Source organism: Saccharopolyspora sp. NPDC000359, from assembly GCF_040300525.1.
Classification (GTDB): domain Bacteria; phylum Actinomycetota; class Actinomycetes; order Mycobacteriales; family Pseudonocardiaceae; genus Saccharopolyspora.
Map to the genome: position 1 here is coordinate 42894 of NZ_JBEPDU010000031.1, position 22832 is coordinate 65725.

The 22832-nt window shown below is 71.7% G+C and carries 20 protein-coding genes; 11 read left to right on the forward strand and 9 right to left on the reverse strand.

Translation table 11 applies throughout. The features are described from left to right. Nucleotides 1-11: 11 nt before the first annotated feature. Together ABT324_RS20260 and ABT324_RS20265 are read right to left on the reverse strand one after the other, a co-directional pair. Entirely contained in the window at nucleotides 12-896 is an 885-nt protein-coding gene (locus tag ABT324_RS20260) for a beta-keto acid cleavage family enzyme (RefSeq protein ID WP_351179565.1), read from the reverse strand. Between the two features lie 72 nt (nucleotides 897-968). After that, nucleotides 969-1829, reverse strand: a complete 861-nt coding sequence (locus ABT324_RS20265; protein ID WP_351179568.1) for a TetR/AcrR family transcriptional regulator — start codon at nucleotides 1827-1829, stop codon at nucleotides 969-971. A gap of 220 nt (nucleotides 1830-2049) precedes the next feature. Between ABT324_RS20265 and ABT324_RS20270 the strand changes: the two genes are divergently transcribed. Together ABT324_RS20270 and ABT324_RS20275 are read left to right on the forward strand one after the other, a co-directional pair. Next, nucleotides 2050-3483 carry an MFS transporter gene (locus tag ABT324_RS20270; protein WP_351179571.1) on the forward strand — a complete coding sequence of 478 codons (1434 nt, stop codon included), beginning with the start codon at nucleotides 2050-2052 and terminating at the stop codon, nucleotides 3481-3483. 55 nt (nucleotides 3484-3538) lie between these two features. Then, complete coding sequence (locus ABT324_RS20275) at nucleotides 3539-4159, forward strand: GyrI-like domain-containing protein (protein WP_351179692.1); 621 nt, start codon at nucleotides 3539-3541, stop codon at nucleotides 4157-4159. Nucleotides 4160-4282: 123 nt separating this feature from the next. On the opposite strand, the gene ABT324_RS20280 is transcribed toward ABT324_RS20275, so the two are convergent. From ABT324_RS20280 to ABT324_RS20295, 4 genes are all read right to left on the reverse strand, one after another. Further along, on the reverse strand, nucleotides 4283-5722 hold the full coding sequence (locus ABT324_RS20280) for an APC family permease (protein ID WP_502949776.1): 1440 nt from the start codon (nucleotides 5720-5722) through the stop codon (nucleotides 4283-4285). A 188-nt stretch (nucleotides 5723-5910) separates the two neighbouring features. Further along, a complete protein-coding gene (locus tag ABT324_RS20285) occupies nucleotides 5911-8019 on the reverse strand; it encodes a catalase (protein WP_351179577.1) in 2109 nt (702 codons plus the stop codon). 73 nt (nucleotides 8020-8092) lie between these two features. Beyond that, nucleotides 8093-8587: a VTT domain-containing protein gene (locus ABT324_RS20290; protein ID WP_351179580.1), complete on the reverse strand. Its 495-nt coding sequence runs from the start codon at nucleotides 8585-8587 to the stop codon at nucleotides 8093-8095. A 129-nt stretch (nucleotides 8588-8716) separates the two neighbouring features. After that, a complete protein-coding gene (locus ABT324_RS20295) occupies nucleotides 8717-9439 on the reverse strand; it encodes a FadR/GntR family transcriptional regulator (RefSeq protein ID WP_351179582.1) in 723 nt (240 codons plus the stop codon). 135 nt (nucleotides 9440-9574) lie between these two features. Here ABT324_RS20295 and ABT324_RS20300 point away from each other — a divergent pair, with 135 nt between their 5' ends. The 7 genes from ABT324_RS20300 (at nucleotide 9575) to ABT324_RS20330 (ending at nucleotide 17211) form a co-directional block, all read left to right on the forward strand. Continuing rightward, nucleotides 9575-11032, forward strand: a complete 1458-nt coding sequence (locus ABT324_RS20300) for an acyl-CoA synthetase (protein ID WP_351179585.1) — start codon at nucleotides 9575-9577, stop codon at nucleotides 11030-11032. After that, the gene (locus ABT324_RS20305; RefSeq protein WP_351179588.1) at nucleotides 11025-12356 is read left to right on the forward strand and encodes a carboxyl transferase domain-containing protein; all 1332 of its coding nucleotides are present in this window, start codon (nucleotides 11025-11027) and stop codon (nucleotides 12354-12356) included. Before ABT324_RS20300 ends, ABT324_RS20305 begins: the two co-directional genes overlap by 8 nt. A gap of 223 nt (nucleotides 12357-12579) precedes the next feature. Further along, nucleotides 12580-13356, forward strand: a complete 777-nt coding sequence (locus ABT324_RS20310) for a 2,3-dihydro-2,3-dihydroxybenzoate dehydrogenase (RefSeq protein WP_351179591.1) — start codon at nucleotides 12580-12582, stop codon at nucleotides 13354-13356. Nucleotides 13357-13384: 28 nt separating this feature from the next. Next, nucleotides 13385-14629, forward strand: a complete 1245-nt coding sequence (gene dhbC, locus ABT324_RS20315) for an isochorismate synthase DhbC (RefSeq protein ID WP_351179594.1) — start codon at nucleotides 13385-13387, stop codon at nucleotides 14627-14629. Nucleotides 14630-14640: 11 nt separating this feature from the next. Beyond that, entirely contained in the window at nucleotides 14641-16260 is a 1620-nt protein-coding gene (locus ABT324_RS20320; RefSeq protein WP_351179597.1) for a (2,3-dihydroxybenzoyl)adenylate synthase, read from the forward strand. A gap of 36 nt (nucleotides 16261-16296) precedes the next feature. Further along, entirely contained in the window at nucleotides 16297-16950 is a 654-nt protein-coding gene (locus ABT324_RS20325) for an isochorismatase family protein (RefSeq protein WP_351179600.1), read from the forward strand. A 24-nt stretch (nucleotides 16951-16974) separates the two neighbouring features. After that, entirely contained in the window at nucleotides 16975-17211 is a 237-nt protein-coding gene (locus ABT324_RS20330; RefSeq protein ID WP_351179603.1) for a phosphopantetheine-binding protein, read from the forward strand. Nucleotides 17212-17505: 294 nt separating this feature from the next. Here ABT324_RS20330 and ABT324_RS20335 read toward each other — a convergent pair whose 3' ends face one another. The 3 genes from ABT324_RS20335 to ABT324_RS20345 form a co-directional block, all read right to left on the reverse strand. Beyond that, nucleotides 17506-19083 carry a beta-N-acetylhexosaminidase gene (locus ABT324_RS20335; protein ID WP_351179606.1) on the reverse strand — a complete coding sequence of 526 codons (1578 nt, stop codon included), beginning with the start codon at nucleotides 19081-19083 and terminating at the stop codon, nucleotides 17506-17508. Nucleotides 19084-19185: 102 nt separating this feature from the next. After that, nucleotides 19186-19386: a hypothetical protein gene (locus ABT324_RS20340; protein ID WP_351179609.1), complete on the reverse strand. Its 201-nt coding sequence runs from the start codon at nucleotides 19384-19386 to the stop codon at nucleotides 19186-19188. Nucleotides 19387-19465: 79 nt separating this feature from the next. Further along, complete coding sequence (locus ABT324_RS20345) at nucleotides 19466-21346, reverse strand: propionyl-CoA synthetase (RefSeq protein WP_351179612.1); 1881 nt, start codon at nucleotides 21344-21346, stop codon at nucleotides 19466-19468. Nucleotides 21347-21672: 326 nt separating this feature from the next. Here ABT324_RS20345 and ABT324_RS20350 point away from each other — a divergent pair, with 326 nt between their 5' ends. Both ABT324_RS20350 and clsA read left to right on the forward strand, forming a co-directional pair. Further along, nucleotides 21673-21909 (forward strand): hypothetical protein, encoded by a 237-nt coding sequence (locus tag ABT324_RS20350; RefSeq protein WP_351179615.1) that lies wholly within the window; start codon nucleotides 21673-21675, stop codon nucleotides 21907-21909. Between the two features lie 163 nt (nucleotides 21910-22072). Then, nucleotides 22073-22777 carry a cardiolipin synthase ClsA gene (clsA, locus tag ABT324_RS20355; protein WP_351179618.1) on the forward strand — a complete coding sequence of 235 codons (705 nt, stop codon included), beginning with the start codon at nucleotides 22073-22075 and terminating at the stop codon, nucleotides 22775-22777. The last annotated feature ends 55 nt before the right edge of the window (nucleotides 22778-22832 follow it).

The window sequence follows — 22832 nt, forward strand, 5'->3', positions numbered from 1 at the left end:
GGATGGGGAGCTCAGCGCTTCTGCAGGCCGAGCTGCTCGCGGGCCTGGTCGGGGGTGGCGATCGGCATGCCCATGCCCTCGACGATGGTCACCGCGCGCTCGACGAGCTGGGCGTTGCTGGCCTTGACGCCCTTGCTCAGGTAGAGGTTGTCCTCCAGGCCGACGCGCACGTTGCCGCCGAGCGCGGCGGTCAGGCCGACCCAGCGCAGCTGGTTGCGACCGATGGCGAAGCTCGCCCAGTTCGCGCCCTCGGGCAGCATGCCGACCATCGCCTGCAGCAGGCCCGGCTCCGGCGGGGCGCCCCACGGAATGCCCGCGCACAGCTGGAACAGCGGCGGGGCGTCGAGCAGGCCCTCGGCCAGCAGCTGCTTGGCGAACCACAGGTTGCCGGTGTCGAAGATCTCCAGCTCCGGCTTGACGCCCAGCTCCTGGATCCGCTTGGCACCGGCCCGCAGCATGTCGGGGGTGGAGATGTAGAGCTGGCTGCCGTCGCCGAAGTTCAGCGAACCGCAGTCCAGCGTGCAGATGTCCGGCAGCAGCTCCTCGACGTGCGGCAGCCGCTCCAGGCCGTTGACCAGGTCGGTGCCGTCGACCGGCTTGAGCGGGTCGTCGGGGTCGATGAACAGGTCGCCGCCCATGCCCGCGGTCAGGTTGATGACCACGTCGGTGCCGGTCTCCTTGATGCGCTCCACGACCTCGCGGTAGAGCGCGGTGTCCCGCGAGCCCTGGCCGGTCTCGACGTTGCGGACGTGGATGTGCACCACGGCCGCCCCGGCTTCGGCGGCCTCGACCGCGTCCTTGGCGATCTGCTCCGGGGTCACCGGGACGAACTCGCTCTTGCCGGTGGTGTCACCGGCGCCGGTGAGCGCTGCGGTGACGATCACTTCGTTGGCCATCGGGCTCTCCTCTCGTGGGCAGGTTCCAGCGCCTGGGCACCGGTGCGGTGCCCAGGTGGGGTTGTGGGGATGTCAGTGCCGGACGATCTCGCGTTCGACGTACTCGCGCAGTGCCTTGCGCATCCGCTCGACGGACCGGCCGGGGCGCCCGGCGAGCACCTGGATGCCCAGGCCGTCGATCAGCGCGGTCAGCGTGACGGTCAGCTCCTCGGCGTCGGTGTCGGCGAACACGCCCTGCTCCTGGCCCTGGCGGATGGTGCGGGCGATGGTGTCGTGCCAGCGCGTGTAGGAGTCGCTGTGCAGCACCTGCAGGTCGGGGTTGAGCGCGCTCTCGTTCCACACCTGCAGCCAGATCGACCACTCCTGGCGCAGCAGGCCGGGCGTGGGCAGTTGGAGCTCGACCAGGCGCAGCAGACGCTCGTGGGCGTCCTCGATGGCGTGCAGCTCGGCGACCTGCCGGTCGAAGGCCTGCCGGACCGAGTAGCGCAGCGTCTCGGTGAGCAGGTCGTTGCGACCGGGGAAGTAGTAGTGGATGGTCGCCGCGCTGGTGCCGCACTCCTTGGCCACGTCGGACACGCGCACCGAGTGGTAGCCGCGTTCGGCGATCAGGTGCCAGGCGGCGTCGAGGATCTGCTGGTAGCGGCTGGCTTCCCGGAGGTCGCCGGGGTCGCGCAGCGGTCGGGCGGTGCGCTGCGGCGCGGCGGCCACCGTCTCGACGTCGTCGCCACCGTTGATCAGCCAGTTCACCGTGACGCCGGTCAGCTCGGCTACGCGGGTGAGCTCGGCCGGGGTGAAGCGCCTGGTCCCGGTCAGCGACTTGGACAGCTTGGTGGGGTCCAACCCGATCTGCTCGGCGAACGCGCGTTGGCTCCCCGGGTACTGGCGCAACACGTCGCGCACCCGCTGGCGCAACGCAGCCGTCGTGTCCTGCACAGCCGAAACGCTAACAGCACATTGCGAGAATCGCAATGATCGGGTCGCGTTGCGATCGGCCCCGGGTTGGCCATCTGCGGGAACATGCCTAGACAGCAGCGTTTGGATGTCAAAACGTCGGGGTCGTCCGGAGGCTGGACGTGATTGATAAGTCAGTCGGTCGCAATGCTGTGGCGCACCGGGCAGTGCGAGCCTAGAACGAACGTGCTGAGCTGGTCCCGTGGACCCGACCAAGTCGAAGGCCGCGACTGGTGAACCGCCCGCCACCCGCTGGCGGGTGCTGGCCCTCTGCCTGATCGCGGGCTTCATGACGCTGCTGGACGTCAGCATCGTCAACGTCGCCCTGCCGTCCATCCAGGAGGGCCTGGACGCGCCCGCCGTCGCGCTGTCCTGGGTGGTCTCCGGCTACGCGCTGACCTTCGGCCTGGTGCTGGTGCCCGCCGGGCGCCTCGGTGACGACCGCGGCCGCAGCCGGATGTTCCTGCTGGCCTTGGCGGCGTTCACCGTGGCCAGCGCGCTGGCTGGGTCCGCGATGACCCCGTTGTGGCTGGTGGTGGCCCGCCTGCTGCAGGGCGTGGCGGGCGGGCTGCTCAACCCGCAGGTGCTCGGTCTGATGCAGCAGTTGTTCCACGGCCGCGAGCGGGGGAAGGCCTTCGGCCTGTTCGGCGCGGTGGTGGGCGTCTCCACCGCGATCGGGCCGCTGCTCGGTGGGCTGATCATCGAGCTGGCCGGGGTGGAGAACGGCTGGCGCTGGGTGTTCTTCGTGAACCTGCCGATCGGGGTGGCGGCGATCCTGTACGGGATGCGCGTGCTGCCGCGCGACCGCACGCGCGATGCCCGCCGCAGCCTGGACCTGGTGGGCGTGCTGCTGCTCGGCAGCGGTTTGCTGTGCCTGCTGCTGCCGCTGGTCGAGCAGGAGGGCGGCGGCGCCGGAACCCCGTGGTACCTGCTGGTCGTCGCGGTGGTGCTGCTGGCGTCGTTCGTGGCGTGGGAGCACTGGTACCGCAAGCGCGGGAACCACCCGCTGGTGAACCTGCGCCTGCTGCGCATCCGCAGCTACTCCTTCGGCGCGAGCCTCGGCCTGCTGTACTTCGCGGGGTTCACCAGCATCTTCTTCGTGCTGGCGGTGTACTTCCAGCGCGGTCTGGGCTACTCGGCCCTGCAGGCTGGGCTGGCGCTGACGCCGTTCGCGGTCGGTTCCGCGGTGTCCTCCGCGCTGGGCGGCCGGATCGTGCACCGCATGGGTCGGCGCCTGGTGGTCATCGGCCTGCTGGCGGCGCTGCTGGGCCTGCTGGCCACGGACGTCCTGCTGGCCACCCACCCCGGCTCGCTGGCGGGTGCGGTGACGGCGGCGCCGCTGCTGGTGGCGGGGATCGGCAGCGGCCTGGTGATCTCCCCGAACCAGACGGTGACCCTCAGCGAGATCGACGCGGCCCACGGCGGCACGGCGGCGGGTGTGCAGCAGACCGGCCAGCGCATCGGCTCGGCCGTCGGCACGGCTGCGGCGTCCGGCCTGTTCTTCGGGGTGTTGAGCACCAGCGGTTTCGACGCGGCGATCAGCAGCGGCCTGATCGTCTCGGTCGGCTTCGTGGGGGCTGCCTTGATGCTGGCCCTGGTGGAGGTGCTCGTCGCCCGGCGGGCAGCGCGTCCTTGAGCGGTTGTCACACCCGTGCAGCAGGATGGCGCTGACCGTGCGAGCGGAGGTGCCGATGCCGGGCAAGGTCGACTTCAGGAGGAACCTCGACGCCTACCGGGCGGAACGCGGCCGGTTCCGGGTCCTGGACGTGCCGGACATGCAGTACCTGGTGGTCGACGGCCACGGCGACCCGAACACCTCGCCCGACTTCGCCGCGGCGGTCGAGTCGCTGTACCCGGTGGCGTACAAGCTGAAGTTCGCCAGCAAGCAGGACCTCGGCCGCGACTACGTGGTCCCGCCGCTGGAAGGCCTGTGGTGGGCCGAGGACATGAGCGCCTTCACGTCGGCCCGCGACAAGTCGAGCTGGGACTGGACGATGATGCTCATGGTCCCCGACTGGATCGACCACGCGATGTTCACCACGGCCGTGGAGCGGGCCAGGGCCCGGAACCGGCCGCCGCGCCTCGACGACGTCCGCCTGGAGCCCCTGTCCGAGGGGATGTGCGTCCAGGTCCTCCACGTCGGCTCCTTCGACGACGAGGCGGCGGTCCTGGCGGAGCTGCACGACGACTACATCCCGTCCCACGGCCTGCGGATGGTCGGCAAGCACCACGAGATCTACCTCAGCGACTTCCGCAGGGCAGCCCCGGACAAGCGGCGAACCATCCTCCGCCAACCAGTCACCGCCGGATGACGGCCCGGCGGCCTCTCCCCGCCGCGACGAGCCGAGTAATCGGACCTCGACGCAGTTGTCGCTGCTGCCGATGCTTCGCGAGCACTTGGACCAGCCGGTGCCCCTCGGTCCGAGTCGAGCGGGTCAGTCGTGGGCGTTCTTCGGGGACTGCTTGGACAGGGTGGCGTGGCGGTAGCCGTAGCCGAAGTAGATCAGCAGGCCGAGGACCAGCCAGGCCGCGAAGCGGAGCCAGGTGATGATGTCCAGGTTCGTCATCAGGTACAGGCACGCCAGGGCGCTGAGGACCGGCAGCCACGGCGACAGCGGCACCCGGAACGGGCGGGGTAGGTCCGGCTTGGTGCGGCGCAGGACAGGGACCGCCAGCGAGACGATCACGAAGCCGGACAGGGCGCCGATGCTCACCATGTCGGCCAGCTCGGAGATCGGGATGAACCCGGCCAGCAGCATGATCACCACCGCGCCGCCGATGGTCATCCGGTGCGGCGTGCCCCACTTCGGGTGCACCTGGGAGAGCTTGGGCGGCAGCAGGCCGTCACGGCTCATCGCGAAGCCGATCCGGCCGATGGTCACCAGCTCCACCATCATCACCGAGGTCAGCCCGGTCACCGCGCCCAGCGAGATCAGCGCCGCCACCCACGGCTGGCCGACCGACTGGAACGCCGCCGCCAGCGGGGCGCCCTCGTCGATCTGCTGGTAGTCGACCATCGCGCTGAGCACGATCGCGACCAGCACGTACAGCAGGGTGCACACGATCAGGCTGCCGAGCAGGCCGACCGGCAGGTCCCGCTTGGGGCGCTTGGTCTCCTCACCGAGGTTGGCCAGCGCCTCGAAACCGGTGTAGGCGAAGAACACGATCGCCGCCGCGGTGAACACCCCGCCGATGCCGTACATCGACTGCTCCATGCCGAGCAGGACCTGCACCAGCGGCTGCTCCAGCGGGCTGGCGGTCTCGGCGGCGGGCTGCGCGGGCGGGATGAACGGGTCCAGGTGGGCGCCGTTGAAGAAGAACAGCCCCGCCACGACCACCAGCACGCACACCGCGACCTTGACGATGACCAGCCCGTTGGTCACCCACGAGGACTCGCGGATGCCGATCACCGCGACCGCGGTCAGCGCCGCGATGATCAGGATCGCGCCGACGTTGACCGCGGCGTCCTCGCCGAACCACTCCGGTGGCAGGCCGAGCAGGTTCGCCACGTAGCCCGACCAGCTGCGGGAGACCACCGCGGCGCCCAGGGCGAACTCCAGCAGCAGGTCCCAGCCGATGATCCACGCGAACAGCTCGCCCAGCGTGGCGTAGCCGTAGGTGTAGGCGCTGCCCGCGGTCGGCACCGCGGAGGACAGCTCGGCGTAGCACAGCGCGGCCAGCGCGGCGACGACGCCGCCGATCACGAAGGACAGGACCACACCGGGACCGGCGTGGTCCTTGGCCTCGATCCCGGCCAGCGTGAACACACCGGTGCCGATGATGATCCCGATGCCGAAGCCGATCAGGTCCTTGCCGGTGAGGCGGCGGATCAGCCCGCTGTGCTCACCGCGGGTCAGGATGTCCTCGACGGGCATCGTTCGGAAGACGCTCACGGGCAAGCACGGTAAGCGAGTCGGGCCGCTGCGGCGCGACCGGCATCGCTGCGCGTGATCCTTTCGATGCGAAACGTGACACGTGGTGTTCGGGGGATGCCCGCGCGTGATCCGGAACAATCGGGCGTACGGGCTGTTCGCCCCAGCAGCAGGGGCGAACAGCCCGCACCTCAGGCGGGCACCGACGAGGTCCTGCGGTCCCAGATGCGGTGCTTGGACAGCGCGGAGGCGAACTCCTCGACGAAGCCCTCCGGCAGCGCGCCGCCAGTGCGCCCGGCCAGCACCACGCCGAGTTCGGCCACCACGCCGTCGGTCGCGGAACCCTCGCGCACCTCCGCGATCCCGGCGCGCTCGAGCAGCTCCATGCCCTCGTCGCTGGCCGCGACCGGCTTGTTGTGCTTGTAGGCCTCGGCGACGAAGTGCACGACGTGCCCGTCCTCGGACAGGGCGCGCACGCTCTCCGCGCCGCCTGGCACGATCACGCCGTCGTAGAGCACCGACATCATGGTGTGCACCGCCCGGTCCGCGGCCACCTCGTCGCCATCGGCGGTGCGGACCTTGCCGTCGCGCAGGCCCAGCACCTCCGCCAGGGCGCCGCGCTCGGCCAGGCCGCGCTGGACCTGCGCGACCTCCACGGCGTCCACCCCGTCGGCGACGAGCACCGCGACCTTGCGGGTGGCGATGGTGTCGGTGCGGGAGTTGGCCAGGCTCAGCGCCGGGGAGCTGCGCCCGTGGTTCGGCCTGCCGCCGCTGGGTGGCGCGACGCCGACCCCCTCGGCCACCGCTGTGGCCAGCTCGTGGTCGACGTGCTCCAGGTGGTCCACCACGTTGGCGCGCACGTGCTGGTGGTCGACCTTGCCGAGTTCGAAGCGGAACGCCTCGACGATGTGCTGCTTCTCCCAGGGCGCCATGCTGTTCCAGAACAGCGTCGCCTGGCTGTAGTGGTCCTCGAAGCTCTGGCTGCGCTTGCGGATCGTGTGGCCGTCCACCTTGCGCTGGTAGTGCCGGAAGACGTCCTCGTCGGCCAGCGCCGGGCACCCACCGGACAGGCTGTTGTTCGAGTAGCTGGTTCGACCCTGGTGGATGCGGCGCTGGTTGAAGCCGTCGCGCTGGTTGTTGGCCACCTCCACCACCGGCCGGTTGACCGGGATCTGCGCGAAGTTCGGGCCACCGAGCCGGATCAGCTGGGTGTCCAGGTAGGAGAAGTTGCGGGCCTGCAGCAGCGGGTCGTTGGTGAAGTCGATGCCCGGCACCACGTTGGCCGTGTGGAAGGCCACCTGCTCGGTCTCGGCGAAGAAGTTGTCCGGGTTGCGGTCCAGCACCAACCGGCCCACCGGCCGCACCGGCACCTCCTCCTCCGGGATGATCTTGGTGGCGTCCAGCAGGTCGAAGTCGAAGTCGAACTCCCGCTCCTCGGGGACCAGCTGCACGCCCAGCTCCCACTCCGGGTACTGGCCCGCCTCGATGCTCTCCCACAGGTCGCGCCGGTTGAAGTCGGCGTCGGCCCCGGCGATCTTCTGGCACTCGTCCCACACCAGCGAGTGGCTGCCCAGCAGCGGCGTCCAGTGGAACTTCACGAACGTGCCCTCGCCCCGGGCGTTGACCAGCCGAAACGTGTGCACGCCGAAGCCCTGCATCATCCGGTAGCTGCGCGGCAGCGCGCGGTCCGACATCAGCCACATGATCGTGTGCAGCGTCTCCGGCTGCAGCGCCACGAAGTCCCACAGCGTGTCGTGCGCCGACGCGGCCTGCGGCATCTCGTGGTGCGGCTCCGGCTTCACCGCGTGCACGAAGTCGGGGAACTTGATCCCGTCCTGAATGAAGAACACCGGCATGTTGTTGCCGACCAGGTCGTAGTTGCCCTGCTCGGTGTAGAACTTGGTGGCGAAGCCGCGCACGTCGCGGACCGTGTCGGCCGAGCCGCGGGAGCCCGCGACGGTGGAGAACCGGACGAAGACCGGGGTCCGCTGGGCGGGGTCGGTCAGGAACCGCGCGACGGTGTGCTCGGCCAGCCAGTCGTCGTAGGGCTGGAAGTGCCCGTACGCCCCGGCACCGCGGGCGTGCACCACGCGCTCGGGGATCCGCTCGTGGTCGAAGTGCGTGATCTTCTCGCGGGCGTGGAAGTCCTCCAGCAGCGTGGGGCCGCGCTCGCCGACGGTCAGCGAGTCGTCGGTGTGGTCGATGCGCACGCCCTGCTGGGTGGTCAGCCTGGTGCCGGTGAGGTCCTGGCGGACCTCGTCGAGCTGCCGCTGCTTCGGGTCGTTTCCGTCGGTGGTCATCGTGGTGGGCTCCCCTCGGTGTCGGCGCGAACCGCCCACCAGGTTTCCCACCGGTGCGGTGGGGTATTCCCCGTCACGACCCCAACGCGGTCGGGAGCCAGTGCAGCAGCTCGGGAGCGCCCGCCACGACCAGGAAGTGCGCGCCGCGGCCGACCAGGCTCGCCGCCAGGAAGCCCAGCAGCGGCAGCCCGGCCGCGCCGGAGAGCAGGCACATCAGGCTGTAGGGCGGCAGGCCGGGGATCGCGGTCAGGCACAACACGCCCAACCCCCACCAGGGACGCTCCGCGGTGCGCTGGTGGAACTTGTCGAACCAGGCTGCCCAGCGGCCGTGGCGCCCGGCCTCGACCCGCTTCAGCAACCGCTCACCGAGCGCGAACCCGCCCCTGCCCGCGAAGTAGAACAGCGTCTTGCCGGCGACCTGGCCGACCGCGGCGGCCAGCCCGAGCGCCCACCAGCTCACGCCGTCCACGGTGGACACCACGCCGAGCAGGTACAGCTCGATGTTGACCAGCGGGAAGAAGCTGCCCAGCGCGGCGGTGCCCGCGGTGGCCGCCAGCCACCCGATCATCGGACCACCCGCCCGCGCGCCGGAGCCGGGCGGTTCGCCACGTCACGCACTCCACAACGACCAGAACAGGACGACCAACTGTATCGGCCGGCGCGCTGGCTCACCCGGCCGGGGAAGAGGTGCCGCAGCTCACCCGGCCGGGGGAGCGGGGTCGGCGTCGGGGTCCCACGACAGGAGGCGGACGCGGCTGACCGTGCGCAGGTGGCGGCGCATCGCGGTGACCGCGGCGCGGGCATCACCCGCTCGGACGGCCTCGGCGATGCGCTCGTGCTGGGCCAGGGACTTGGTCGGGCGGTCCGGCTGGCGCAGCGACTCCTGGCGGCTCTCGGCGATCTCGGTTGCGATGGTGCGCATGAAGTCGGCGAGCAGGGAGCTGTGCGCGGCTGCGGTGATCGCGGCGTGGAACCGGCGGTCGCCGTCGTTGCCGAGCTCGCCGTCGGCGATCTCGCGGCGCATGTCCGCCAGGGCGGCGTCGATCTCGGCCAGGTCGTCCTCGGTGCGCCGCTGCGCGGCCAGCTCGGCGAGCTTGGTCTCCAGCGCCTCGCGCGCGTCCAGCACGTCGGGCAGGCGGCGCTTGCGCTCCACCAGCTCGTCGACCGGTTCCACCTCCAGCGACTCCCGGCGCAGGTAGGTGCCGCCGCCGTGCCGGACCTCGACCAGGCCCTGGACCTCCAGCACCACGATGGCCTGCTTGACCGAGGCGCGGCTGACGCCGAGCTGCTCGGCGAGCTTGCGCTCCGGGGGCAGCCGGTCGCCCGCGCGCAACCCGGACGCGGCGACGTGCTCGCGCAGCCGCTGCACGACCTGCTCGTACAGGCGCGGGCGGGAGAGCGGGCGCAGGGCGTCGGACACCGGGTTCCTCCAGGCCGGGACGGGGGTGCTGATCAGGCTAGCACCGGGTGCGCGGCCGAGTGGCTGAGCCAGTTTTCCCACACCGGCTTGACGGAGCGTCCGCAGCGGCGCAAAAGTGGTCCAGCCAGTGGACCAATGCTCGGACGATCGTGGAGGTGGCCGGTGCTGTTCCCGAAGTTGCGGCAGCCGGACGGCAAGGAGGCGCTGCGCTTCGGCGCGCGGGCGCTGGACTACCAGGAGCTGGCCGGGGTGGCCGCGGCGATCGCCGAGCGCGTCGCGGGCCGCGAGCGGATCGCGGTGTGGGCGACCAACGAGCTGGAGACCTGCGCGGCGGTCATCGGCGGGCTCAGCGCGGGCGTCGCGGTGGTGCCGATCAACCCGAAGGTGGGGGAGCGCGAGCTCGCGCACATTCTCGGCGACAGCCAGCCGGAACTCCTGCTCGCCGCCCCCGGGTTCCAGGCCCCGGACGGTCTCGGTGAGGTCCCGGTGCACGAGGTCGACCTGACCGCCCGCGGCGGTGAGCTGCCGCCCGAGGCCGACGAGGACGCCCCGGCGCTGATCGTCTACACCTCGGGCACCACCGGTCCGCCCAAGGGCGTGGTGCTGCCGCGCCGCGCGATCCGCGCCAACCTCGACGCGCTGGCCGAGGCCTGGGAGTGGACCGAGCGCGACGTGCTCGCCCACGCGCTGCCGCTGTTTCACGTGCACGGGCTCATCCTCGGCACGCTCGGCCCGGTGCGACTGGGTGGCACGGTGCACCACCTGGGCAAGTTCTCCTCCGCGGCCATCGCCGCGGAGCTGGCCGGTCCGGCGACCATGATGTTCGGCGTGCCGACGATGTACCACCGGCTGGCCGAGGACGCCGAGCGCGATCCGGAGATCGGCAAGGCGGTCGGCGGGGCCCGGCTGCTCGTGTCGGGTTCGGCGGCGCTGCCCGCGGTCGAGCACGAGCGGATCGAGCGGCTGACCGGCCAGCGGGTCGTGGAGCGCTACGGCATGAGCGAGACGATCATGAACTGCGGGGTGCGCGCTGACGGCGACCGCCGACCCGGCTACGTCGGGCGCCCGTTCGCCGGGGTCGAGCTCAGGCTGGTCGACGAGCAGGGCACCGAGATCGAGGTCAGCGACGACGAGGCGGTCGGCGAGATCTGGATCCGCGGCTCGAACCTGTTCAGCGGCTACCTCAACCGCCCCGAGGCCACCGCCGAGGCGTTCACCGACGGCTGGTTCCGCACCGGCGACGTGGCCACCCGCGCCCCGGACGGCTACATCCGCATCGTCGGCCGCAAGGCCACCGACATCATCAAGAGCGGTGGTTACAAGATCGGCGCGGGCGAGATCGAGAACTGCCTGCTGGAGCACCCGGCGGTCGCCGAGGTCGCGGTCACCGGTGAACCCGACGCCGACCTGGGCGAGCGGATCGTGGCTTGGATCGTGCGCGCACCCGGCCAGCAGGTCGACGAGCAGGAGCTGGTCGACCACGTTGCCCGGCTGCTCACCCCGCACAAGCGCCCGCGCGTGATCCGCTACCTGGACGCCCTGCCGCGCAACGAGATGGGCAAGGTGCAGAAGAAGGCCTTGCAGCATGGCTGAGCACAGCGCGGCCCGCGCGCTGGTGGAGGCGGTCGGCCGGGGTTTCGAGGCGTTCGAGCCCCCGGCGGGCCCGGCTGTGGTCGACGGCCCGCTGGGCTGGCCGGGCTACGACGACCAGCGCGCCCGCGCGACCGACCGCAGCGGCGCCGAGGAGTCGGTGCTCTGTGGTCGGGCCCAGGTGGGGCAGTTCCCGGCGGTGCTCGTCGCGTTCGACTTCGCCTACCTGGGCGGATCGGTCGGGGAGGCGGCCGGGGCCCGCATCGTGGCCGCCTTCGAGCGGGCCCGTGAGCTGCGGCTGCCGGTGGTCTCGCTGGTGGCCTCGGGCGGCAGCCGGATGCAGGAGGGCATCTGCGCGCTCCGGCAGCTGCAGGAGATCGCGCGGGCCTGTCTGCTGGCCAGGCGCGACGGGATCCCGCACATCACCGTGCTGCGGAACCCGACGACCGGCGGCATGTGGGCGGCGCTGTCGGCGGCCGCCGACGTGGTGCTCGCCGAGCCCGCGGCGGCGGTCGCCTTCGGCGGCAGCCGGGTGCGGAGCGCGACCGAGACCGGGGAGGCGTTCCACGCCGAGGGCAAGTTCGACGACGGCCAGGTGGACCGGATCGTCGACGACACCGAACTGCCCCGGGTGCTGGCCGAGCTGGTCCGCTTCCTGCGTCCCCAGGGGTCGGTGGCCGGACCAGCCCCGGTCCCGAAGTCCCTGGCCAGCGGTGAGCCGTCGACCACGGGGTGGGAGGCGGTCCAACGTGCGCGGGCGGCCGACCGGGCGCGCGCCGGGGCGTACCTGGACGCCTACTTCTCGACCCGCTTCGAGATCAGCGGCGACCGGGCGGGTGGCCGGGACGCGGGGATGCGCTGCGGCTTCGGCGAGCACGGCGGTCGCACGATCGCTTTCGCCGCCCAGACGGGCACCGCCAACACCCCGGCCGGGTTCCGCACGGCGGCCCGCCTGATCAAGCTCGCCGACCAGCTGGGCATCCCGGTGCTGACGCTGGTGGACACCCCTGGCGCGGCCAACGACGCGGCGGCCGAGCGCGGCGGTGTCGGCCCCGCCCTCGCGGAGCTGTTCACCGCGGTCGCTGACGCGCGAGTTCCGATCACCACCCTGGTCATCGGCGAAGGCGGCTCCGGAGGGGCCCTGGCCCTGGCGGCGCCAGGGCGGACCTGGGTCACCGCGGACGCCTACTTCGCGGTGATCGCCCCGGAATCCAGCGCGGCGATCCTCAAACGCGACCCAGCAGAGGTCCCCACCCTCGCCCACCACCTCCACCTGCGCCCCCAGGACCTCGTCGACCTCGGCTTCGCCCGGGGCATCGCCGACTGACCCGCACGCCTCGTGCCGCACCTCACCGGTTGTCGGGCACGTCCGGTGCTGCGGATCCGCTGGTTGGGCTCGAACAGCCCTGGCCGATGCTCCCTGGTGGGGGAGGGGCGTTGCGCTCGGTGATCAATGCCACCTCGTTGGAGGGGAGATATGAGGGGCATCCGTGTTCTAAACTCAGGCTCGCCTGACAAAGGTTAGGCTTGCCTGAGTTTCAGAAGGTGCGATGTATCGGACGGGGATCGGCGGCGCGGTCGCCATCGTGACAGGCGCGGGCCAGGGCATCGGCGCCGCGGTGACCAGGGCTTTCGTCGAGCTCGGCGGCACCGTCGCCGCGGTGGACCGCAACGGCGAGCAGGTGGCCGCCGTCGCCGCCGAGCTGGGCGACCAGGTGCGGGCATACCAGGCGGACGTCGCCGATGCGGCCGCCGTCACCGCGGTGGTCGAGCGGGTCGAGGCCGAGGTGGGTCCGATCGGGGTGCTGGCCAACGTCGCCGGGGTGCTGCAGCAGGGCACCGTGCAGGAGATCAGCGACGAGGACTGGCAGCGGACCTTCGCGGTCAACACCACCGGGGTGTTCAACTTCTCCCGCGCGGTGTCCAAGCACATGATCGCCCGCAAGGCGGGCTCGATCGTCACGGTCAGCTCCAACGCCGCAGGCGTGCCCCGCCACGGCATGGCCGCCTACGCCGCGTCGAAGGCCGCGGCCACGATGTTCACCAAGTCGCTCGGGCTGGAGCTCGCCGAGCACGGCATCCGCTGCAACGTCGTCGCCCCCGGCTCCACCGACACCGACATGCAGCGCGGGATGTGGGCCGACGAGCACGGCGCCGAGCGGGTCATCGCCGGTTCCCCCGAGTCCTTCAAGGTCGGCATCCCGCTGCGCAGGCTGGCCACCCCGGAGGACATCGCCGACGCGGTGGTGTTCCTGGCCTCCGACCGGGCCCGGCACATCACGATGCACGACCTGTACGTCGACGGCGGCGCCACGCTGCGCGCCTGAACCCGGCCGCGAACCCCGAAAGGTTGCCATGACCACGATCGACAGCGATATCGACAGCATCGACCTCGTCGCGGACGATGCGGCGGCCCGGTTGCTGGCGGCCTACGAGGCGGGCTCGTCGTTCCTGTTCTCCACCCCGCGCGGGGTGCTGCTGGCCCGCGGCGTCTCCGCCACGGTCCCGAAGACCCAGTGCGCGCGGGAGGACCTGCCGCGACGCGTCTCGGAGTTCTTCAACAGCGCGGCGGAGTTCGGGCACCGCAACCCCGTGGTCGTCGGTGCCGTGCCGTTCGGCAACGACCTGCCCGCGCACCTGGTGCTGCCCGAGGACGTGCTCCGCGCCGAACCGCTGAACGTCGTGGTCCCGCAGATCCCGCGCAGCGGCGCACCGGAGTGCGAGGTCCGCCCGGTGCCCGCTCCGGCCGAGTACGAGCGCGGCGTGCAGCGCGTGCTGCGCCGGCTGGAGGACGGCGAGCTGAGCAAGGTGGTGCTGGCCCGCTCGCTGGAGCTGGCCGCTGCCGAACCCATCGACGTGCGCACCGTGCTGCAGAACCTCGCCCTGGCCGACCCGGCCAGCTACACCTTCGCCGTCGACCTGCCCAAGCGTGGCGAGGACGGCACCCGCGACAGCTTCGGCCCGCAGCCGCCGCTGCGCCGCACCTTCCTGGGCGCGAGCCCCGAGCTGCTGGTGTCGCGGCGCGGCACGCAGGTGCGCTCCAACCCGATGGCCGGATCGCGGCCGCGCAGCGCCGATCCGGTCGAGGACCGACGGCGGGCCGCCGAACTGTCCACTTCGGACAAGGACCTGCGGGAGCACGCGGCCGTGGTGGAGGCGGTGGCCGAGGCGCTGCGCCCGTACTGCCGCGAGCTGCGGGTGCCCGAACCGTCGGTGATCAGCACCAACGCCATGTGGCACCTGGCCACCGAGGTCACCGGCGAGCTGCGCGACCCGGCGACTTCGTCGCTGGAGCTGGCCGACGCGCTGCACCCCACCCCGGCGGTGTGCGGCACCCCGGTGGACCGGGCGCGCGAGGTCATCGCCGAGGCGGAGCCTTTCGAACGCGGCTACTACGCGGGCATGGTCGGGTGGTGCGACGCTGCCGGGGACGGGGAGTGGGTGGTGGCCATCCGCTGCGCCGACGTCGAGGACGACTCGCTGCGGCTCTACGCCGGAGCGGGCATCGTCGCGGGCTCGGACCCGGCCGACGAACTCGCCGAGACCTCAGCGAAGTTCCGCACCGCGTTGTCCGCGATGGGCTTGGACAAGGCCGTCTGAGAGGACCGGAGATGACGATCCCCGACCACCCGACCTGGCCGCCGGAATTCGCCGACCGCTACCGTGCGGCGGGCTACTGGCGCGGCTACACCTTCGGCCAGATGCTGCGCGAACGCGCCGCCGAGCACCCCGACCGCACCGCCGTGGTGGACGGCGAGCGCCGGGTGTCCTACGGCGAGCTCGACGTGCGCGCCGACCGCCTCGCCGCCGGGCTGCGCGCCGAGGGCATCGGCCGGGGCGACCGCGTCGTCGTGCAGCTGCCCAACACCGCCGAGTTCTTCGACGTGTGCTTCGCGTTGTTCCGGCTGGGCGCGGTGCCGGTCTTCGCGCTGCCGTCGCACCGGTTGACCGAGATCTCCTACTTCTGCGGATTCAGCGGGGCCGCCGCCTACATCACCACCGACGTCGAAGCCGGGTTCGACCACCGGAAGCTGGCCGCCGAGGTGGTGGCGCAGCTGCCGGAGCTGCGGGTGCTCATCGCCGGCGAGCCCGGCGAGTTCCGCGCGCTGTCCGATGTGGACGCCGAACCAGTGGAGCTGGTCGGGCCCGGGCCCGGGGACCTGGCGTTCCTGCAGCTCTCCGGCGGCAGCACCGGGGTGCCGAAGCTGATCCCGCGCACCCACGACGACTACATCTACTCCTTCCGCGCCAGCAACGAGATCTGCGGCGTCACCGCCGGGACCACCTACCTCGCGGCGCTGCCCATCGCGCACAACTTCCCGATGAGCTCGCCCGGCACCTTCGGTGTCCTGCACGCCGGTGGCCGCGTGGTGCTGGCCCACCGGCCCAGCCCCGACGAGGTGTTCCCGCTGATCGAGCGCGAGCGGGTCACGCTGGCCGCGGCGGTCCCGCCACTGGCGCTGGTGTGGTTGGACGCGGCCGCCAGCACCGAGCACGACCTGTCCAGCCTGGAGGTGCTGCAGGTCGGCGGGGCCAAGTGCAGCGAGGAGGTCGCGCGCCGCGTCAAGCCCGTCCTCGGCGCCACCCTGCAGCAGGTCTTCGGCATGGCCGAGGGGCTGGTGAACTACACCCGGCTCGACGACCCGGAGGAGGTCGTCCTCACCACCCAGGGGCGGCCGATCTCCCCCGACGACGAGGTGCTGGTCGTCGACGACGAGGACAACCCGGTGCCACCGGGCCAGACCGGCCACCTGCTCACCCGCGGGCCCTACACCATCCGCGGCTACTACCGGGCCGCGGAGCACAACGCGAAGGCCTTCACCCCGGACGGCTTCTACCGCACCGGCGACGTCGTGCGGCTCACCGCCGAGGGCAACATCGTCGTCGAGGGCCGGGCCAAGGACCAGATCAACCGCGGTGGCGAGAAGATCGCCGCGGAAGAGGTGGAGAACCACCTGCTGGCGCACCCGGCGGTGCACGACGCGGCCGTGGTGTCCATGCCCGACGACTACCTCGGCGAGCGCAGCTGCGCGTTCGTCGTGCCGCGCGGCATCCCGCCCAAGGCGCGCGAGCTGATCAAGTTCGTGCGCGAGCGCGGGCTGGCCGCCTACAAGGTGCCGGACCGGGTCGAGTTCGTCGACCAGTTCCCGCAGACCGGCGTCGGCAAGGTCAGCAAGCGCGACCTCCGGGAGGCGATCAGCCGCGAGCTGGTCCCGGAGCTCGACCGCTGACAGCCCACCCGTCCCGAACACAGGAGGAGGTTGCCCGTGGGGCTTCCGACCATCCCGCCCTACCGCGTGCCGCGACCGGACGAGCTGCCGGACAACCGCGTCCCGTGGCGGCCGGAGCCGAACCGCTCGGTGCTGCTGATCCACGACATGGAGCGGCACTTCGTCAACGCCTTCCCCGCGGAGGGCGAACCACTGGACCAGGTGGTGCCCAACATCGCGCTGCTGCGCGAGCGCGCCCGCGCGGCGGGCGTGCCGGTGGTGTACTGCGCGCAGCCCGGCGGGCAGACGCCCGAGCAGCGCGGCCTGCAGCTGGAGTGGTGGGGGCCGGGGGTGGCCGACCCGGCGCAGGAGGCCATCATCGACGAGCTCGCGCCCGGTGCCGGTGACGTGGTGCTGACCAAGTGGCGCTACAGCGCGTTCCAGCGTACCGAGCTGCGGCAGCTGCTGCGGGACTGGGGGCGCGATCAGCTGATCATCACCGGGATCTACGCCCACATCGGCTGCCTGATGACCGCCGCCGAGGCCTTCCAGCAGGAGGTCCAGGCGTTCCTGGTCGCCGACGCGGTCGCGGACTTCTCCGCGGAGGAGCACCGGATGGCGCTGACCTACGCGGCCAAGCGCTGCGCGGTGGTCGACACCGCGCAGCGCTTGGCCGCGGACCTCGCGGCGCGCGAGTCCGAAGTGGCCTGACGAGTTCTAGGGGAGTGCGTGGAGATGTCGCAGGAGTTGACGCTGGAGGACGTCCGGGAGCAGGTCGCCGAGCTGCTCCACGAGGACCCGGCGGAGTTGACCGACGAGGAGAACCTGGTGGACTGGGGCCTGGACTCGGTCCGCATCATGACCCTGGTGGAGAAGTGGCGTCGACTCGGCGTCCAGATCACCTTCGCCGACCTCGCCGAACGCCCCACCCTCGCGGAGTGGTGGGCGGTCCTGGAACCCAAGGTGCGGTGACCCGCCGCTGGCGGTGACGCGATTTCGGTGCGGAGTGGACGTCCGGCTCCATCGAGGTGCTCCCACCGGAACTCGCCCTCGGACGAGTCGTGCACCGGGTGGTCCGCAGTTTCAATTGAAACCTCGAACATGAGTGGGGGAAGCCCGCAGTTTCAATTGAAACTGCGGTGGTGTGCCGGTGCGACCGCGCGGAGGTCACCTGCTTGGGACCGCGGAAGTCGGCGTGCCGGACGCGCCGGCGGACCGCAGCTTCCAGGGGGCTGCGGTCCGCCGGGTGTCACCGCTGCTGATCGCTCAGCCGTCCCAGGGGACCTGCGGGGACTTGTAGTAGTTGGTGCCGGAGGCCTCCAGCCGGGGGCCGTGGGTGGCCAGGCGCTGGGCGAAGGACTCCCAGTCGTGGGACGACTTCGGGGACCAGGCCAGCTCGGCGATCGCCGGCAGGCGGGGGAAGGCCATGAACTCGATGTGCTCGGAGTTCTCCAGCGTCTCCGACCACAGCGGCGCTTCCACGCCCAGGACCGCTTCCTCCGGCACGCCCTGCAGGTAGCTGCCCGGGTCCCAGCCGTAGGCGTCGGCGACCTCGATGAACCCGGCCCACTGCAGGCCCAGCGGGGTGTTCTCGTCGTACTTCATGTCCAGGTAGGACTTGTTCGCCGGGGACACCAGGACCTTGTTGCCGCGGGCCACCGCCTCCGGCAGCAGCGGGTCGGTGTCGGTGGTGCCCCAGTACTGCACCACCGCGTCGCCCTGCGGCGCGGCCTTGGCGTACTCGTGCCAGCCGACGGGCTTCTTGCCGTACTTCTCCACCAGCGGCAGCACCCGCGAGACGAACGCCTTGTAGTCCTCGTCGCTGGTGGCGTCCGCCTCGTCACCGCCGATGTGCAGGTACGGGCCGGGCGTGATCTCGGCCAGCTCCCGGATCACGTCCTCGACGAACTGGTAGGTGACCTCCTTGTCCACGCACAGCGAGCTGAACCCGACCTCGATGCCGGTGTAGAGCGGCGGCGCCACGCCGTCGCAGTTCAGCTCCGCGTAGGAGGCCAGCGCGGCGTTGGTGTGCCCCGGCATGTCGATCTCGGGGATCACCACGATGTGCCGGGACGCGGCGTACTCGACGATCTCGGCGTAGTCCTGCTTGGTGTAGAACCCGCCGGGGCCGCCGCCGACCTCGGTGCTGCCGCCGTACTCGGTCAGCTTCGGCCAGCTGTCGATCTCGATGCGCCAGCCCTGGTCGTCGCTCAGGTGCAGGTGCAGCCGGTTGATCTTGTACCGGGCGATCTGGTCGATGTAGCGCTTGACCTGGTCGACGTCGAAGAAGTGCCGCGCCACGTCGAGCATCGCGGCCCGGTGCTCGAAGCGCGGTTGGTCGACGACCTCGCCGCCGGGCACCGGCCAGGGGCCGGGCTGTTCGGTGTGGCTCTCGATCGCGGCGGGAAGCAGCTGCCGCAGCGTCTGGACGCCGTTGAACAGCCCTTCGGCGCTCCCGGCGCGCAGGTCGACGGTCTCCCCGGTGACCTGCAGCCGGTAGCCCGCCGGGCCGAGCTCGGCGTCGTCGGTCACCGCCAGCGCGATGTCACCGGCGTCGTCGCCGACCGGCAGCGGATACCCGGTGGACGGGCGCAGGATCCCGGCCAGGTACTCGCCGACCTCGGCAGCCTCGCCGGAGGCCTGGATCGAGGTCTGCTCGGACAGCTCGAAAGTCGTTGCCGGGTCGGGGCGCACCACTTCGGGTGCGGGGATGAGGTTGTGCATCGCGGATGTCTCCACGGCGGGCGCGGCGGTCGCGGGAACGGCTGTCCCGGCGACCAGCGCACCGGCCACAACGGCCAGCGCGGCTCTGCGCGCCGTTGGTCGAGTTGGTCGTGAGGTCATGTGCGTTCGCTCCTCGGCGTCGGGGAACGGTGCTCCCAAAGGTATAGACCAAATCTTGCGCTGGCAGCCTCCAACCGGACGTACCGAACGCGTCGAACGGCCTCACCGCCCCCGGCTGAGCACCGCCCCGACCGAAGCGCCGGTGACGCAGCCGAGCGCCACGAGCTGCGGCAGCGCCAGTCCTTCGGCCAACAGCAGCAGACCCGCCAGCGCGCCGGACGCGGGCTCCGCGGGCGCGGCAGGGATCAGCAGCGTTGCGGCCAGCGACAGCCTGCGCAGCGGCAGCCGGGCGCGGCCGGCCATCGCGGCCGTGCTCGGGACGTTGGAGGACGTGGTGCGCGACCTGCGGGGCGCCAGCGGGCTCGGCTGACGCCCCGCCCGGTCAGGACTGGTCGCGCAGCGCGGGGCGGAGCCGGTCGAGCACCGCCGGGTCCTCGATCGTCGAGGGCACCTTGGTGTCGCCGCTGTCGGCGATCTCGCGCATCGACTTGCGCAGGATCTTTCCCGAGCGCGTCTTGGGCAACCCGTCGACGATCGCGACCTCGCGGAACGCCGCCACCGGCCCGATCTGCTCGCGCACCGCCGCGACCAGCTCCGCGCGCAGCGCCTCCGGATCGACGTCCACACCGGACTTGAGCACCACCAGGCCGCGCGGCACCTGCCCCTTCAGCGCGTCGCGGACCCCGATCACGGCGCACTCGGCGACCGCGGGGTGCGCCGCCAGCACCGCCTCCATCGAGCCGGTGGACAACCGGTGCCCGGCGACGTTGATCACGTCGTCGGTGCGGCCCATCACGAACACGTACCCGTCGGCGTCGACGTAGCCGTTGTCGCCCGTCAGGTAGTAGCCGGGGTAGCGCGACAGGTACGACTCGCGGAACCGATCGTCATCGCCCCACAGCGTGGGCAGCGTGCCCGGCGGCAGCGGCAGCCGGATGCAGATCGCGCCGTCGGTCCCCGGCGGCTGCGGGTTGCCCGCCTGGTCCAGTGCCACCACGTCGTAACCGGGCACCGGCACCGTCGGCGACCCCGGCTTGACCGGCATCGGCTCCAGCCCGCGCAGGTTGGCGCAGATCGGCCAGCCCGTCTCGGTCTGCCACCAGTGGTCGATCACCGGCACGCCCAGCTTGCCCGACGCCCAGTGGTAGGTCTCCGGGTCCAACCGCTCCCCGGCCAGGAACAGCGTCCGCAGGCTCGAGATGTCGTGGTCGGCCAGCAGTGCCGCGTCCGGGTCCGCCCGCTTGATCGCCCGGAACGCGGTGGGCGCGGTGAACAGCGCCTTGACCCGGTGCTCGGCGATGACCCGCCAGAACGCGCCCGCGTCCGGCGTGCCCACCGGCTTGCCCTCGTAGACCACCGTCGTCGCCCCGGCCAGCAGCGGCGCGTAGACGATGTAGGAGTGGCCGACCACCCAGCCGACGTCGGAGGCGGTCCAGAAGACCTCGCCCGGTCCGATGTCGTAGATGTTGGCCATCGACCAGCGCAGCGCCACCGCGTGCCCACCGTTGTCGCGCACTACGCCCTTCGGCCGCCCCGTGGTCCCGGAGGTGTAGAGCACGTACAGCGGATCGGTCGCCGCGACCGGGACGCACTCGGCGGGCTCGGCCTGCGCCAGCGCGTCGTGCCAGTCCACGTCCCGCTCGCCGAGCTCGGCGCGGGCCTGCTCGCGCTGGAGCACCACGACCCGCTTCGGCTGGTGCTCGGTCAGCCGCAGCGCCTCGTCGACGATCGGCTTGTACTCGACCACCCGGTTCGGCTCCAACCCGCAGGACGCCGCGACGACCACCGTCGGCCGGGCGTCCTCGATGCGGGCGGCCAGCTCCTTCGGGGCGAAGCCGCCGAAGACCACCGAGTGCACCGCGCCGATGCGCGCGCAGGCCAGCATCGCCACCACTGCCTCGGGGATCATCGGCAGGTACAGCACGACGCGGTCGCCGCGCGCCACCCCCTGCGCCCGCAGCGCCCCGGCGAACAGCGCCACCTCGTCCAGCAGCTCCCGGTAGGTCCGGCGGAGCACCTGGCCGGTCATCGCCGAGTCCCAGATCAGCGCGGGCTGCTCGCCGCGGCCGTCGCGGACGTGCCGGTCCAGCGCGTTGAAGCAGGTGTTGAGCTCCCCGTCGGGGAACCAGCGGAAGAACGGGTCGGCGGCGTCGTCCAGGGCGCGTGAGGGCTCGCGCACCCACTCGATCGCCGCCGCCGCGTCGAGCCAGAAGCCCTCCCGGTCGGTCAAGCTCCGCCGGTGGGCCTCGGCATAGGCACCCATGACCAACTACCTCCCGCATCCGCGCCAGTTGCCTGCCGTCCTACCGCACAACCACGCACCGCGCCAGGGTCATCACGCCCCGCGACCAGAACGCCTTCCACCGCACCGGGAAGGGGCGAGCGGCGCGCCCGAGTTCGCCCGGGCTCAGCGCCCGGCAGATCGCCGGTCGCAACTCGGCGACGGAACGTGTCCGCTGGGCGCTCCGCGACGGCTTCGACGCGACGCAACGTGCACGTGCGATCACAATCGACCTCGAGTCTGAGATCGGGCTAACAAACGGGCGCTCCGCGCCGACAACAGGATCAGAAAACGGAGGTGCTGCAACGATGAGCACGGAACCGGCCCGGTCCGCCGAGGCATCCACCACCCAGGTCGAACCGCGCACGACCACGTCGGCCGAACTCCCCACCGCGCCCTGCAGCGTGGTGTGGAGCGGTGGCCACTCCTACGTGCTCGAGGGCTCCGCCGGAGCCCGCTGGGCCGGCGTCGACGACCGCGGGCGCGCCCGGTTCCTCACCGACGCCGAGCTCCGCCGCCGCGGGTGGAGCCGCACCCCCGCCTAGCCCCAGCGGTCGCCGGCTCCCACCGCGCACCTCGCCCGATCGACTCGACTCGCGGGGGAGCCCGGCCGCCAGGTGTGTTGTGCGCCGAATGTGAGATCCTGACCCCGAGGGGATGCGCAGCAGTGCATCTGGGGTAGCACGCACAACCATTCAGGGGAGGCTCGTGGTGCAGGACGCCGAGCGCACCACGGAGAACACCACGAGCGGAGGCGGGGGCAACCCCGGTCACCCGCCGGAGCGCCGTCCGGACCCCGGCATAGCCCGGATCCGCGAGGCCGCCGCCGGGGTGTGGGCCGATCCATGGTGGACACTGCCGAACCTGCTCAGCGTGCTCCGGCTGGCCGGGGTGCCGCTGTTCCTGTGGTTGTTGCTCGGCCCGAAGGCCGATCTGCTCGCACTGCTGGTGCTGGTGGTCAGCGGCCTCACCGACTGGCTCGACGGCAAGCTCGCCCGCTGGCTCAACCAGTACAGCCGCCTGGGCGAGCTGCTCGACCCGGCTGCCGACCGGCTCTACATCATCGCCACCCTGGTGGCCTTCGTGCTGCGCGACGTGGTGCCCTGGTGGGTGGCCGCCGCGCTGGTGCTGCGGGACGTGGTGCTGACGTTGTGCCTGCCGGTGCTGCGCTGGCACGGCTACGAACCGCCGGAGGTGCACTACCTCGGCAAGGCCGCGACGTTCTGCCTGATGTACGCGTTCCCGCTGTTGCTGCTGGTGCAGGAGGACTTCCCGCTGTCCGACGTGGTGCGCCCGATCGCCTACGCGTTCACCTGCTGGGGCGGCGCGCTGTACCTGTGGGCCGGGATCCTCTACCTGGGGCAGGTGGTGGCGGCGGTGCACCAGGCCCGCTCCCGCACCAGACCCGCCTGAGGCCTTGATCCGCGTTCTCCCGCAACCTGCGTTCGGGCCGAACGGCCCATTCCGC

Coding starts and splice junctions, on each gene's coding strand:
- ABT324_RS20260 (WP_351179565.1), bottom strand. CDS start 896: ATGGCCAACGAAGTGATCGTCACCGCAGCGCTCACCGGCGCCGGTGAC.
- ABT324_RS20275 (WP_351179692.1), top strand. CDS start 3,539: ATGCCGGGCAAGGTCGACTTCAGGAGGAACCTCGACGCCTACCGGGCG.
- ABT324_RS20280 (WP_502949776.1), bottom strand. CDS start 5,722: ATGCCCGTCGAGGACATCCTGACCCGCGGTGAGCACAGCGGGCTGATC.
- ABT324_RS20285 (WP_351179577.1), bottom strand. CDS start 8,019: ATGACCACCGACGGAAACGACCCGAAGCAGCGGCAGCTCGACGAGGTC.
- ABT324_RS20290 (WP_351179580.1), bottom strand. CDS start 8,587: ATGATCGGGTGGCTGGCGGCCACCGCGGGCACCGCCGCGCTGGGCAGC.
- ABT324_RS20300 (WP_351179585.1), top strand. CDS start 9,575: ATGCTCGGACGATCGTGGAGGTGGCCGGTGCTGTTCCCGAAGTTGCGG.
- ABT324_RS20305 (WP_351179588.1), top strand. CDS start 11,025: ATGGCTGAGCACAGCGCGGCCCGCGCGCTGGTGGAGGCGGTCGGCCGG.
- ABT324_RS20310 (WP_351179591.1), top strand. CDS start 12,580: ATGTATCGGACGGGGATCGGCGGCGCGGTCGCCATCGTGACAGGCGCG.
- dhbC (WP_351179594.1), top strand. CDS start 13,385: ATGACCACGATCGACAGCGATATCGACAGCATCGACCTCGTCGCGGAC.
- ABT324_RS20320 (WP_351179597.1), top strand. CDS start 14,641: ATGACGATCCCCGACCACCCGACCTGGCCGCCGGAATTCGCCGACCGC.
- ABT324_RS20330 (WP_351179603.1), top strand. CDS start 16,975: ATGTCGCAGGAGTTGACGCTGGAGGACGTCCGGGAGCAGGTCGCCGAG.
- ABT324_RS20335 (WP_351179606.1), bottom strand. CDS start 19,083: ATGACCTCACGACCAACTCGACCAACGGCGCGCAGAGCCGCGCTGGCC.
- ABT324_RS20340 (WP_351179609.1), bottom strand. CDS start 19,386: ATGGCCGGCCGCGCCCGGCTGCCGCTGCGCAGGCTGTCGCTGGCCGCA.
- ABT324_RS20345 (WP_351179612.1), bottom strand. CDS start 21,346: ATGGGTGCCTATGCCGAGGCCCACCGGCGGAGCTTGACCGACCGGGAG.
- ABT324_RS20350 (WP_351179615.1), top strand. CDS start 21,673: ATGAGCACGGAACCGGCCCGGTCCGCCGAGGCATCCACCACCCAGGTC.